This window comes from Salipiger sp. D13, from assembly GCF_003703915.1.
In the GTDB taxonomy this organism is placed as follows: domain Bacteria; phylum Pseudomonadota; class Alphaproteobacteria; order Rhodobacterales; family Rhodobacteraceae; genus Salipiger; species Salipiger profundus.
Window position 1 is genome coordinate 169,823 of the sequence record NZ_ML112592.1, and the last position, 11,201, is coordinate 181,023.

The window sequence follows — 11,201 nt, forward strand, 5'->3', positions numbered from 1 at the left end:
GCAGCGCCCCTCCCCCCGGCGCCGCCAAAGGCGGCGCAAATCCCCTACCACGGCGCCGCCACAGGCGGCGCAAATCCTCTGCCCCCAGCGTCGCCAGGGGCGACGGCCCATGCCCTAGCCGAGGATCCGCTGCATGGCCGAGAGAAACGCCGCGACCTCGGCTTCCGTGTTGTAGTGACACAGCGACACCCGCACGCAGTCCGACTTGCCGAGCGGCGTCAGCACGTTGCCCGAGTAATGGTCGGCCTTGCGCGTGTGCACCCGGATGCCCTGGTCGGCCAGCGCCCGCACCAGCTCCGCCGAGGCGTGGCCGTCGGCCCAGAAGCTCACCAGACCCTCACGCGCCGGGTTGTCGATGCCGCCGACGACGCCGACTCCCGGCATCTCCGCCAGTCCCGGCAGGTTGCCGGTGCCGTGCAGCATGGCCTGCGTCAGCCGCGCCTCGTGTTCGTGGATCGCGCGGCCCGCTGCCTCGATCCGTGCACGCGGCTCGGTCGCGTCCGAGACCTCGCCGCCGAGCCATTCGAAATACTCCACGACATCCGAGAAGGTCGCGTAGGCGCCGGTGTCGCGGGTGCCGAGCTCCCAGCTGCCTTCGGGGGCGCCGATCAGCGCGTCGTGGCGCAGCGCGGTCAGCCGGTCCGAGGCCCAGGCCAGCCCGTAGCCGTGCCGCGAGAACACCTTGTAGGGAGAGATCACGTAGCCGTCGATGTCGCAGGCGGCGATATCGATGCCGCCGTGGCAGGCGTGCTGGATACCGTCGACGATGATCAGCGCCTCGGGCGCCTTCGCCCGGATCGCCGCCGCGATGGCGGGCACGTCCATGCCCATGCCGGTGACCGGCGAGGTGTGCAGGATGGTGGCCACCGCCACGTCCTCGGTGACCTCGGCGGCATAGGACTCGGCACTGACGGTGCCGGTGGCGTCGTCATGGGCGATCAGCACGTGCCGCTTTCCGGAGACGTCCGCCCAGCGGGCGCAGGCACTGCGCGAGGCCGGGTGCTCTACGGTCGAGCCCAGCACCGTGCCGCCGGCGCTGCCGAGACAGGCGTCGGCGATCAGCCGGAACAGCAGCTCGGTGCCGCTCTCGCCGACGAAGACCTTGCCGCCGGGCGCATTCAGGAACAGCGCCGCGTCTTCCCGCGCCTTGGCGATGATCTCGCCGAGCGCCGCCGAGGCGGCATTGTCACGCCCCTGGTTGTCGGGAATCGCCGCGAAGCGGGCCGAGGTCTCGACCACCGACTTCAGCGTCAGCGCCCCGCCCGCGTTCTCGAAAAAGACGCGCGGGCCGGTAAAGGGGCAATCCTCGACATGGGCAAAGCGCGAACGGATGTCCTCGAGCAGATCGGGCGTGATGGCGGTCAATGTCTGGTTTCCTCTTGCCTTGCGCGTTCCGCCGCCTCGATCGCTTCCTCGATGTCCTCGGGGTCGGTCGACGGCACGGCGTAGCTGCCCGACACCCACTTCGCGAGATCGATGTCGGCGCAGCGTTTCGAGCAGAACGGGCGGTATTTCTTGTCCGTGGGTTTGGCGCAGATCGGACAGCTCATGTCAGCACCTCCCGCAGCGGCACGCGCTCGCGCTTGCGCTGCAATTCGATGAGGCCAAGCTGGGTCCAGCCGGCCAGCACCGTTTCGGTCGCATCCTGCTTGAGCGCGGCGCGCAGCACCTGCTCCATCTGGCGGCGGTCCTTCTTCGGCGCCGGCGCCGGATCGACGAGGATCTGCCCGCCGAGCCCGCGCAGCCGAAGCTGACGCGGCAGCTCGCGCAGCGCCGACATGTTCGCCTTGAGCCCTGCCGCGGGCGAGGTGTCGTTGCCGGTGTTGACGTCGACGGCGACCAGCGCCCGCGTGGGCTCGATGCACATCGACCCGCCGCCCGAAAGCGGCACGACCGGCGTGCGGAGCGCCTCGATCATGTCGTGCACGTCGTGGCGCTCGAAGCTGCCGGGCTCGGCATCGAGCTCGCCCTTGCCCCACTCGCGCCAGGCCAGCTCTTGCGGGCCGTCGCCCTCGACCAGCAGCTCGGCCTCGCCGGCGGTGTCGGCCGTGACCTTGGCCGCGAGATCGGCCATCGCGGCGATGTCCTCGGCGATGTCATCGGCATCGGCCTCGGCGCAGGAAGACCGCAGGATGAGCCCGTTGTCGCCCTCCATCACCTCGTGCGCGATGCCCAGAAGCTCGTCGCGCAGGTCGTCGTCCTTGATCTGGCGCGACACGTTGATGCCCGGCGCGCCGGGGGTGACGATGGCGTAGCGCGACTTGAAGAGAAGCCGCGTGGTGACCGGGATCGCCTTGCCCGGCTCGGCGAAGCCGGTGACCTGCACCAGCAGACGGTCGCCCGGCGCGAGCCCCTTGACCTGCCGCAGGAAGGCGTTGCCGTCGGGCGTGGTCAGGAACATGCCGCCCTGCCCCTTCACCGGGCGCAGCGCCACGGCGCGGTAGATGGTGCCCGGGCGCGGATGGTCGCTGTCGACGAGCAGATCCTGCAGCTGACCGTCGACGATCAGCGCGGCGGCCTCGGCCTCGCCCAGCGTGTCGAGTGCGATGGTGCGGCCCTTCATGGCGCGTCTCCGTAAAGCGGGTAGCCGGCAGCCTGCAACAGCCCGGCGGTTTCGGCCAGCGGCAGGCCCACGACGGCCGAGAAGCTGCCGTTGATCCATGGAATGAAGGCGCCGGCGGCGCCCTGGATGCCGTAGCCACCGGCCTTGCCGTGCCAGTCGCCGCTCTGCAGATAGGCGTTCAGCTCCTCGTTCGAGAGCGACTTCATCTTCACCTGCGTGACGACGTCGCGCTCCCAGATCCGGTCACCGCGTTTCACGGCGACGGCGGTCACCACCCGGTGGCGACGGCCCGAGAGCTTGGTGAGGAAGACCGCGGCCTCTTTCTCGTCGGCGGGCTTGCCGAGAATCCGGCGCCCCAGCGCGACGGTGGTGTCGGCGCAGAGCACGACCTCGTCGTCGGCGCAGGGAATCGCCTGCGCCTTCTCGCGCGCGATGCGCACGCAATAAGGGCGCGGCAGTTCGCCGTCGCGAGGGTCTTCGTCGATGTCGGGGGGCCGCACGTCCGACGGCACGAGCCCGAGCTGCGCGAGAAGCTCACGCCGGCGCGGGCTGCCGGAGCCGAGGACGAGTTTCATGCGAGGGCCCATGCGGGAGCCGTCCGCGAAGCGGTCGCTGCCATGCTGGTCAGGCCCATGCGGTGCTTACTTGAAGCGATAGTTGATCCGACCCTTGGTCAGGTCGTAGGGGGTCATTTCCACCTGGACGCGGTCGCCTGCGAGAACCCGGATACGGTTCTTGCGCATCTTGCCTGCCGTGTGCGCGATGATTTCATGGCCGTTCTCGAGTTCGACCCGGAAAGTCGCGTTCGGCAGGAGTTCCTTAACGACGCCGGGGAATTCGAGAATGTCTTCCTTGGCCATGGTCACTCCTGTGTTCGCCGTTCCGCAAGAGTCCGCGGAACGGGCACACATATGCGCCCAATCCGCGCGCTTTTCAAGGGCGCATATCCCGAAATCACGAAAGGGGCCGCAAGACGGCGGGGCTGTCACGCCCGGCCTGCTCCGCCCAGTGGCTGCGGTTGAGCACGACACCATCCTTGCGAACCCGCGCCACCGCGTCAAGGTCCAGCTCGGCGATGGTCCAGCCGGGCTGGTTCATGCGGCCCTGCGCCAGAACGCCGTCGGCGGGAAAGCCGGTGTCCGGCGGGCCGAAGATCCCGCCCATGCCGCAGTTGGTGTCCACCGCCTCGGACCAGTCGCAGTCGCCCACGGTCGAGGCCATGACGGTCACGCACTGCTGTTCGAGCGCCCGCGCCATCGCGCCGATGCGCACGCGGTTGTAGCCGTGCGCCGCCTCGGTGCAGGAGGGTACGAGGATGAGGTCCGCCTCCGTCATCGCACGCGCGAGAAGCGGGTATTCGCTGTCGTAGCAGATGAGGATGCCGATCCTGCCGAGCGCGGTGTCGAAGAGCGCGAGCGGCCCGCCGCCCACGACGCCCCAGTCCTCGCGCTCGAAGCGGGTCATGATCTGCTTGTCCTGCACGCCCATCGCACCGGAGGGGGCGAAGAGCCTTGCGCGGTTGACCGGGCGCGCCCCGAGGTCCGGATCGAAGACCGGCGCCGAGGCCGCGAGGATGTGCACCCCGTGCCGCTTCGCAAGCTCGGCGTGCAGCGCGTCGACCTGCGGGATCCGCTCGGAGACCGCGTGCAGCGAGGCCTCGAGATCCCCGGCGGCGGCGCGGCCGGCAAGCGTTGCCAGCTCCATCGCGCCGTACTCGGGAAAGACCAGCAGGTCGGCGCCCTGCCCGGCCGCGTCCTCGACCCAGGCGGTGAGCTTTGCGACATAGGCGTCCCAGCTGTCGAGGAAGTCCATGCGGTAAGCGGCGGCGGCAAGTTTCATGGCGGCGGTCCTTTGGTTGCAGCAGGACCGGGGCGCTGCCCCGGACCCCGGGATATTTCGGGCCAGAAGAAGTCTCTGGCAAGGGAGTGGCCGTGACCGGCGCGCGCCTAGCGCGGCGCGCGATCCCGGTCGAGCGGACGGATCCAGAATTGCAGGGCATGGTCGGTCTCGGCCGGCTGGTCGATGTCCTTCCAGCGGAAATGCGCGATGGCGCCGTCGAGCGGCGCGTAGCCGCGCTTGCGCCAGAAGGCGTCGAGCGGACGATAGCCCTGCGGGCGAAGGGGGTGATCCCCGGGGCGCTGCACTCCGCAGAAGGCCGAGTGGCGACGCCCGAGTGCGCGGGCATGGGCTTCGCGCAGGTCGAAGAAGCGGTGCCCGATGCCCTGTCCGCGATAGCCCGGCAGCAGCACGGATTCGGCGCAGTAGAAGACCTGGTCGAGCGCGAGGCCGGTGCCTTCGAAGGCGGCGGCGAAATCCTCGGCGTGATCCTCCATCGGGGTTCCCGTGGCGGCGCCGACCAGCGTGTCGCCGTCGAAGGCGCCGACCAGCACTGCGCCGGGGCTGTCGCGGTAGGTCTGCAGGTAGTCGCGCTCGTAGCCGAGGTCGCCGTCGTAGAGGTAGGGCCAGTCGCGGAAGACCGCGATGCGCAGCCGCGCCACGTCGTCGAGCGCGGCGTCGAGCGCCGCGCCGGTCAGCACCTCGACCCGCATCACGAGACCTGCCGGATCCAGTCCGCGAGGTTGTAGTAGGTCACGATCCGGGTGATCCGGCCATCCTTCAGCGAGAAGAACGAGCCTGCCGGCAGCCGGTATCCCTGCCCGCGCGCCTCGGGGAGGCCCGCGTCGCTGTTGAGGTAGACGCCGTTGACGAGGTATTCCGCCGCCGCGCGTGTGCCGCCCTCGGCCTCGAAGAGTACCATCTCGGTCAGGGTCTCGTCGTAGCAGTGGGACATGTGGGCGCAGAACTCGGCGAACCTGACCTTGCCGATCCGCACCTGCCCCTCGTTGACATGATGCGCCACGTCGGCGTCGAGACAGGCCAGCATGGCCTCGGTATCATTGGCATTGAAGGCGTCGAAATAGCGTTTGATGACGTCGGTGGCGCTCATGTGTCTCCCCATCGGCTCTTGAGTTTTTCCATGATCTGGTCGCGGGTCTGGCGGTAGGCGTTGAGCTTCGTCTCGCGCGTTTCGCCCAGGCCCGTCGGGTCCATGATCGGCCAGTATTCCACCTTGAGGTGGTAGAAGCGCGTGAGCTCCAGCGCCGCGCGCTGCGAGGCGGGCGACATCGCGACGATCAGGTCGAAGCCCGACAGCGCCTCGCCCATCTCCTCGAGTTCCTCGAAGCTGCGCGAGCGGTGCTTGTCGAGCTCGACGCCGATCTCGCGGCAGACCGCGATGGCGAAGCCGTCGATGTCGAGATCGTTCACCACGCCCACCGACTGCACGTAGCTGTCGAAGCCGTAGAGCTTCTTCATGATGCCCTCGGCCATGGGCGAGCGCACCGCGTTGTGATCGCAGCAGAACAGCACCGACTGCGGCAGGTCCGCCACGCCTCAGCCCCCGTAATGCAGGACGCAGATGAGCGTGAAGAGCCGGCGGGCGGTGTCCTCGTCGACCATGGCCTTGCCCTCGAGCCGCTCCTGCAGGATGCGCGCGCCCTCGTTATGGATGCCGCGGCGTGCCATGTCGATGGTCTCGATCTGGCTGGGCGCGGCGGTCTTGACCGCGTCGAAGTAGCTCTTGCAGATCTGGAAGTAGTCCTTGACCACCTGCCGGAAGGGCGACAGCGACAGGTGGAACTCGGCGGCCTTCTCGCCGGCCTCGGTCGAGATGTCGAAGACGAGCCGCTTCTCGCGGATCGCGAGCGCGAGGTTGTAGGGTCCCTCGGGCACGTCGCGGGCATCGCGGGCGGGCAGCGTGAAGCTGTTTTCCTCCATCAGGTCGAACATCGCGACGCGACGCTCCTGTTCGATCTCGGGGGTCGGCGGCGGCAGGTTTGCGTCGTCCAGATCGATATGGCTGATGTGGCTCATGAGCGAGGTCCTTCACCGGGTCCGCACAGGCTTAGCGCGCGCGAGGGCGCGCCGCAATCCTGCCGGGGCCCGTGCGTTGCACCGGGGCCGGAGGCGCGACCTTTATGTCCCGGGGGCGCGTCGGGCGCGTTCCGCGCAGCGACTAGCCGTTGAGCTTGCGCAGGCGCGCGGTGACGCTCAGGCCATGCGCCTGCAGGCTTTCCGAGGCGGCGAGCGTCTCGGCGGCGGGGCCGATGGCACGCAGCGCCTGAGGCGACATCTGCGCCAGCGTCGTGCGCTTGAGGAAGTCGAGCGTCGAGAGCCCCGAGGAGAAGCGCGCCGAGCGGGCCGTGGGCAGCACGTGGTTCGGGCCGCCGACGTAGTCGCCGATGGCCTCGGGGGTCCACTGGCCGAGGAAGATCGCGCCGGCGTGGCGGATCGACTTCGACAGCGCCAGAGGATCGGCGACGCAGAGCTCGAGGTGCTCGGGCGCGACGCGGTCGGACAGGGCCGCCGCCTCGTCGAGGTCGCGCGCCACGATGATCGCACCGAAGTCGCGCCAGCTCGCGCCCGCGATGGCGCCGCGTTCCAGCACCGAGAGCTGGTGCTCGATCTCGGCCGCGACCGCCTGCCCGAAGCCGGCGTCGGTGGTGATCAGGATCGACTGGGCGCTTTCGTCGTGCTCGGCCTGGCTCAGCAGGTCGAGCGCCACGAACTCGGGGTCGTTGTCGGCATCTGCGATGACGAGGATCTCGGAAGGGCCCGCGATCATGTCGATCCCGACCCGGCCGAACACCCGCCGCTTGGCCGCCGCCACGAAGGCGTTGCCCGGGCCGGTGATCTTGTCGACCGGCGAAACGGTCTCGGTGCCGTAGGCCAGCGCGGCGATGGCCTGAGCCCCGCCCAGCCGGTAGATCTCGTCGACTCCGGCGATGCGGGCGGCGAGCAGTACCAGCGGGTTCACCACCCCGTCGGGCGTGGGCACGGTGATGCAGAGCCGCTCGACGCCCGCGACCTTGGCGGGAATGGCATTCATCAGCACCGACGATGGGTAGCTCGCAAGCCCGCCCGGCACGTAGAGGCCCGCGGCGGCGACCGGCGTCCAGCGCCAGCCGAGGGTGGCGCCGTCGGGGTCGGTCCAGAGCGCGTTCTCGGGCATCTGGCGCACGTGGTAGGCTCGGATGCGCTCGGCGGCCTTCTCGAGCGCCACGCGCTCCTCGGCGGGCACGCGGGCGCATTCGGCGTCGATTTCCTCGGGGGTAAAGGCCAGCCGGTCGGCGGTCAGCGACAGCCGGTCGAACCGCTCGGTCAGGTCGAGCAGCGCGGCATCGCCTCGCTTGCGGACATCGGCGATGATCTCCGCGACGGTATCGTCCACGTCCGGGCTGTCCTCGCGCTTGGCCGACAGCAGGCGGGCAAAGGCGATCTCGAAATCCGGCTCGGTCGTGTCGAGAAAGACGGGCATGACGCGCTCCTCACAATCTTTCCGGCGCTCTTACCCCCTGCCCGCCTCCGTCTCAAGCGCCACATGCCGCGCCGATGACCGGCGCCAATGAGCCGAACGGGGCATGGCGACACACTGGCACGTGAGGATGATGGCAAAGGAGGGAGCCATGAAACCGATTTCAGCGCTCTGCGCCGCGCTGGCCGTCGCGATCCCCGCGACGCTTTCGGCGGAAACGGTCGGCGAGGCCGAATACATGAACCACCGCGCGACCGGCCACGGGGCCTCGGGCAGCGGAGACGGGCTGTTCGCGGAGTTGATGACCGTGCCGGTGCCAGATCTCACGCATATCTGACGGCAGCTTCCCGATGCTGAAGAGGATCCAGTTGTTCGACGGGCGCACCGGCATCCGCGGGCACGGCGACCCGATGCCGGTCCGGGGCCAGCGCTTCAAGGACGATCGGTAGGGCGACATCGGCAACTACGCCAGCGAGATCGAGGTTCGCGGCCGCGTACTGTCGCCGGCCTACGACCGTGACCCGATCCAGGTGAAACGAGGCAGCGCCCGGGCCGCCGCAATTCGGCGACCCGCAACCCGTTGCGAGGGGGCCTTGGGGCCCTCTGCAGGGTTTCGGGACTGGAGCCGGCGGCTCAGAGGCCGTGGTCGGGCGCCTTGCCCGAAGGCGCCACGTAAGGCCGGGTCACGTCACGAAGCCGCAGCTCCAGCGCCTCGACACTCGCGCGCAGCACGCCGTCGCCGGCGAGCGTGAAGACGACATGCCCGGCACCGTCCTCGCCCGGCTCGAAGCTCACCGACAGCAGCGAGAGCACCATGTCGGGATCATCACGCGGCACCCCCTGGCTTGCCACGCCGAGCACGTTCTCGACCACCAGCATCGCCCGGACGCGTTCCGGCGGTTCGGCGTGCACGCCATCCTCGCGCCGGATGCGGTTGAGCAGCAGCGCCAGCCGGCGGTGCCGCTTCTGCCAGGAAATGTCGCGGACCGTGAAGACCGAATCCTGCAGAAGCGCCGAAAGCACCTGCAGGTCATCCGGGTCCATCGCGCCGAGGTTCAGCGGCGCACCGCTCGCGTCTTCGAATCTTGCGTCCGTCACTCGCCCTTCACCCGTTCGATCTTGGCGCCAACACCCGAGAGCTTGCGTACCACGTGCTCGTAGCCGCGGTCGAGGTGATAGACGCGGTTCACCACCGTCTCGCCCTCGGCGGCAAGGCCGGCGAGAATCAGCGACACGCTGGCGCGCAGGTCGGTGGCCATCACCGGAGCGCCCTTGAGCCGGTCGACGCCGGTCACCTTGGCGGTGCCGCCGTGCACGTCGATCTTCGCGCCCATTCGCATCAGCTCCGGAGCGTGCATGAAGCGATTCTCGAAGATCTTCTCCTCGAGCACCGAGGTGCCCTCGGCGACGCAGAGCAGCGCCATCATCTGCGCCTGCAGATCGGTCGGAAAGCCGGGGAACGGCTCGGTGGTCACGTCGACGGCCTGAACCCGGCCATTCTTGCGCGCGACCTTGAGGCCGGTCTCGGTCTCTTCGACCGAGATCCCCGCCGCGTCGAGCTTCTCGCAGAAGCTCTGGACCAGCTCGATCCTGCCGCCGAGGCATTCGACCTCGCCGCCGCAGATGGCGGGGGCCAGCATGTAGGTGCCCAGCTCGATGCGGTCCGTGACGACCCGGTGCGTCGCCCCGCCAAGACGGTCAACGCCCTGGATCTCGATGGTGTCGGTGCCCTCGCCCGAGATCTGCGCGCCCATCTTGCGCAGGCACTGCGCGAGATCGACGATCTCGGGCTCGCGCGCCGCGTTCTTGAGCACCGTGGTGCCGCGCGCCAGCGTCGCCGCCATCAGCGCGTTCTCGGTCGCGCCGACCGAGACCACGGGGAAGGTGAAGGTGCCGCCGGTAAGCCCGCCCTTGGGCGCGCGGGCATGGACGTAGCCCTCTTTCAGCTCCAGCTGGGCGCCCATCGCCTCGAGCGCGCGCAGGTGCAGGTCGACGGGCCGCGCCCCGATGGCGCAACCGCCCGGCAGCGAGACCTCGGCATAGCCCTCACGGGCCAGCATCGGGCCGAGCACCAGGATCGACGCGCGCATCTTGCGGACGATGTCGTAATCGGCCCGCAGGCTGGTCAGCTCGTGGCTCGACATGGCGAGCACCTGGCTGTCCTGCAGGCTCTGCACCTCGGCGCCCAGCGACTGCAGCAGCACGCTCATGGTGCGGATGTCCGACAGCCGCGGCGCGTTGGTCAGCGTCAGCGGCTCGTCCGAGAGCAGCGTCGCGGGCATCAGGGTGAGGCAGGCGTTCTTCGCGCCGGCAATGGGAATCTGGCCCGAAAGCGGGCCATTTCCGGTGACGATGATGGAATCCATTCCCTATCGGTCCTTTTCGCTGCTCGTGTCGGCCTCGTCGTCCTGCGAGGTCCGCGCCTTCGCCTGCGCCTTGCGCCGGGCGAGATTCGCCTTCAACGCCGCTTTCAGCCGCGCATCCCGGTCATTCTTGGTGGTTTTCTGCTGGCCTGACTTGCGCTCCATGGGCCTTCTTTAAAGCAGGGTGAAAAAAGCGTCCAGATTGCGCTTGCACCCGTTCGAATTTGCCCTTAGAGAGCCGCTCACGCCAACAAGGCGCCCCGGCGCTGCTGTAGCTCAGAGGTAGAGCACTCCCTTGGTAAGGGAGAGGTCGAGAGTTCAATTCTCTCCAGCAGCACCACTTCCCCTCCTTCGATCACGCGGCATCTTGCATATAATGCCCGGCTGCCCAGACGGGTTCCACGGGGTTCGCAGGCTTTATGCGACGCTTGACAGGGGCGGCTTCCGGTTGAACGATCATTGACGTAGCGGCACCTTGAGGCCGCGCGGTTTTGTTACAGTGTTTTTTCAACGGAGATTTTTTCTCATGCGAAAGCTCTTTCTGATTCTCGCCCTTTGCCTCATGCCCCTCGCCGCCACGGCACAACAGCTCGGCGGACAGGAGGTCTTCGAGATTCTCACCGCCAAGACCCGCCATTTCTCCGGCGGATCGGTCAGTGACTTCAAACCCGACGGCACGTTCGTAATGACCCATTCCAACGGGGTGCGTGAAAAAGGCACCTACAGGATCACCAAGGACGGTCTCGTCAAGGTGGACGACCGGGCCACGGGCACGAAATACACCTTCACTGTGCGGCAGGGCGACGGCGCCTACCTGTTCACCTACCGCAGCGGCCCGGGTCGCGGGAAGACTTACAGCTTCAAGTGACCCGATGGCGAGCGATCAGCCGAACCGATGCCGAGCCAGGGTTCGTTAGCATTTCTTAACCAGGAATTAACAAATCCCTCCGATCCTCGAAGG

At 68.4% G+C, this 11,201-nt stretch carries 16 protein-coding genes and 1 tRNA gene; 3 read left to right on the forward strand and 14 right to left on the reverse strand.

All coding sequences use genetic code 11. The features are described 5' to 3' along the window. Positions 1–114: 114 nt before the first annotated feature. From D6860_RS07605 to hisD, 11 genes are all read right to left on the reverse strand, one after another. A complete protein-coding gene (locus tag D6860_RS07605; protein ID WP_076622232.1) occupies positions 115–1,365 on the reverse strand; it encodes an aminotransferase class V-fold PLP-dependent enzyme in 1,251 nt (416 codons plus the stop codon). Further along, entirely contained in the window at positions 1,362–1,550 is a 189-nt protein-coding gene (locus D6860_RS07610) for a DNA gyrase inhibitor YacG (protein ID WP_017470261.1), read from the reverse strand. Before D6860_RS07610 ends, D6860_RS07605 begins: the two co-directional genes overlap by 4 nt. Continuing rightward, complete coding sequence (locus tag D6860_RS07615) at positions 1,547–2,563, reverse strand: ribonuclease E/G (protein WP_076622233.1); 1,017 nt, start codon at positions 2,561–2,563, stop codon at positions 1,547–1,549. The genes D6860_RS07610 and D6860_RS07615 overlap by 4 nt, the downstream gene beginning before the upstream one ends. Further along, a complete protein-coding gene (locus D6860_RS07620) occupies positions 2,560–3,138 on the reverse strand; it encodes a Maf family protein (RefSeq protein ID WP_017467606.1) in 579 nt (192 codons plus the stop codon). The genes D6860_RS07615 and D6860_RS07620 overlap by 4 nt, the downstream gene beginning before the upstream one ends. A 66-nt stretch (positions 3,139–3,204) precedes the next feature. Further along, positions 3,205–3,423: a translation initiation factor IF-1 gene (infA, locus tag D6860_RS07625; protein ID WP_007792573.1), complete on the reverse strand. Its 219-nt coding sequence runs from the start codon at positions 3,421–3,423 to the stop codon at positions 3,205–3,207. A 94-nt stretch (positions 3,424–3,517) separates the two neighbouring features. Then, positions 3,518–4,402 carry a carbon-nitrogen hydrolase family protein gene (locus tag D6860_RS07630; protein WP_017467605.1) on the reverse strand — a complete coding sequence of 295 codons (885 nt, stop codon included), beginning with the start codon at positions 4,400–4,402 and terminating at the stop codon, positions 3,518–3,520. A 107-nt stretch (positions 4,403–4,509) separates the two neighbouring features. Further along, entirely contained in the window at positions 4,510–5,112 is a 603-nt protein-coding gene (locus D6860_RS07635; protein WP_076622234.1) for a GNAT family N-acetyltransferase, read from the reverse strand. Further along, positions 5,112–5,510: a ketosteroid isomerase-related protein gene (locus tag D6860_RS07640; RefSeq protein ID WP_017468272.1), complete on the reverse strand. Its 399-nt coding sequence runs from the start codon at positions 5,508–5,510 to the stop codon at positions 5,112–5,114. The genes D6860_RS07635 and D6860_RS07640 overlap by 1 nt, the downstream gene beginning before the upstream one ends. Then, on the reverse strand, positions 5,507–5,953 hold the full coding sequence (locus tag D6860_RS07645) for an arsenate-mycothiol transferase ArsC (RefSeq protein ID WP_017468273.1): 447 nt from the start codon (positions 5,951–5,953) through the stop codon (positions 5,507–5,509). The genes D6860_RS07640 and D6860_RS07645 overlap by 4 nt, the downstream gene beginning before the upstream one ends. A gap of 3 nt (positions 5,954–5,956) precedes the next feature. Continuing rightward, complete coding sequence (locus D6860_RS07650; protein ID WP_017468274.1) at positions 5,957–6,436, reverse strand: UPF0262 family protein; 480 nt, start codon at positions 6,434–6,436, stop codon at positions 5,957–5,959. 142 nt (positions 6,437–6,578) lie between these two features. Next, a complete protein-coding gene (hisD, locus tag D6860_RS07655; RefSeq protein ID WP_076622236.1) occupies positions 6,579–7,880 on the reverse strand; it encodes a histidinol dehydrogenase in 1,302 nt (433 codons plus the stop codon). Between the two features lie 148 nt (positions 7,881–8,028). On the opposite strand from hisD, the gene D6860_RS25460 reads away from it, so the two are divergent. Beyond that, positions 8,029–8,214: a hypothetical protein gene (locus tag D6860_RS25460; RefSeq protein WP_076622237.1), complete on the forward strand. Its 186-nt coding sequence runs from the start codon at positions 8,029–8,031 to the stop codon at positions 8,212–8,214. 296 nt (positions 8,215–8,510) lie between these two features. Here D6860_RS25460 and D6860_RS07665 read toward each other — a convergent pair whose 3' ends face one another. Genes D6860_RS07665 through D6860_RS25220 form a run of 3 tightly spaced genes read right to left on the reverse strand, consistent with a single transcriptional unit; the run spans position 8,511 to position 10,405 of the window. Beyond that, on the reverse strand, positions 8,511–8,975 hold the full coding sequence (locus D6860_RS07665) for a DUF2948 family protein (RefSeq protein WP_076622238.1): 465 nt from the start codon (positions 8,973–8,975) through the stop codon (positions 8,511–8,513). Beyond that, the gene (murA, locus tag D6860_RS07670; protein ID WP_076622239.1) at positions 8,972–10,243 is read right to left on the reverse strand and encodes a UDP-N-acetylglucosamine 1-carboxyvinyltransferase; all 1,272 of its coding nucleotides are present in this window, start codon (positions 10,241–10,243) and stop codon (positions 8,972–8,974) included. Before murA ends, D6860_RS07665 begins: the two co-directional genes overlap by 4 nt. Before the next feature lie 3 nt (positions 10,244–10,246). Beyond that, complete coding sequence (locus tag D6860_RS25220) at positions 10,247–10,405, reverse strand: hypothetical protein (RefSeq protein WP_017469397.1); 159 nt, start codon at positions 10,403–10,405, stop codon at positions 10,247–10,249. A 100-nt stretch (positions 10,406–10,505) separates the two neighbouring features. Between D6860_RS25220 and D6860_RS07675 the strand changes: the two genes are divergently transcribed. Both D6860_RS07675 and D6860_RS07680 read left to right on the forward strand, forming a co-directional pair. Then, positions 10,506–10,580 (forward strand) — tRNA-Thr (locus D6860_RS07675). A 186-nt stretch (positions 10,581–10,766) separates the two neighbouring features. Continuing rightward, positions 10,767–11,108, forward strand: a complete 342-nt coding sequence (locus D6860_RS07680; RefSeq protein ID WP_076622240.1) for a hypothetical protein — start codon at positions 10,767–10,769, stop codon at positions 11,106–11,108. The last annotated feature ends 93 nt before the right edge of the window (positions 11,109–11,201 follow it).

Excerpts from the sequence above, each read along its gene's own strand:
- D6860_RS25220 (WP_017469397.1), bottom strand. The coding sequence starts at position 10,405 with ATGGAGCGCAAGTCAGGCCAGCAGAAAACCACCAAGAATGACCGGGAT.
- D6860_RS07630 (WP_017467605.1), bottom strand. The coding sequence starts at position 4,402 with ATGAAACTTGCCGCCGCCGCTTACCGCATGGACTTCCTCGACAGCTGG.
- D6860_RS07620 (WP_017467606.1), bottom strand. The coding sequence starts at position 3,138 with ATGAAACTCGTCCTCGGCTCCGGCAGCCCGCGCCGGCGTGAGCTTCTC.
- hisD (WP_076622236.1), bottom strand. The coding sequence starts at position 7,880 with ATGCCCGTCTTTCTCGACACGACCGAGCCGGATTTCGAGATCGCCTTT.
- D6860_RS07640 (WP_017468272.1), bottom strand. The coding sequence starts at position 5,510 with ATGAGCGCCACCGACGTCATCAAACGCTATTTCGACGCCTTCAATGCC.
- murA (WP_076622239.1), bottom strand. The coding sequence starts at position 10,243 with ATGGATTCCATCATCGTCACCGGAAATGGCCCGCTTTCGGGCCAGATT.
- D6860_RS07650 (WP_017468274.1), bottom strand. The coding sequence starts at position 6,436 with ATGAGCCACATCAGCCATATCGATCTGGACGACGCAAACCTGCCGCCG.
- infA (WP_007792573.1), bottom strand. The coding sequence starts at position 3,423 with ATGGCCAAGGAAGACATTCTCGAATTCCCCGGCGTCGTTAAGGAACTC.
- D6860_RS07615 (WP_076622233.1), bottom strand. The coding sequence starts at position 2,563 with ATGAAGGGCCGCACCATCGCACTCGACACGCTGGGCGAGGCCGAGGCC.
- D6860_RS07680 (WP_076622240.1), top strand. The coding sequence starts at position 10,767 with ATGCGAAAGCTCTTTCTGATTCTCGCCCTTTGCCTCATGCCCCTCGCC.
- D6860_RS07610 (WP_017470261.1), bottom strand. The coding sequence starts at position 1,550 with ATGAGCTGTCCGATCTGCGCCAAACCCACGGACAAGAAATACCGCCCG.
- D6860_RS07635 (WP_076622234.1), bottom strand. The coding sequence starts at position 5,112 with ATGCGGGTCGAGGTGCTGACCGGCGCGGCGCTCGACGCCGCGCTCGAC.
- D6860_RS25460 (WP_076622237.1), top strand. The coding sequence starts at position 8,029 with ATGAAACCGATTTCAGCGCTCTGCGCCGCGCTGGCCGTCGCGATCCCC.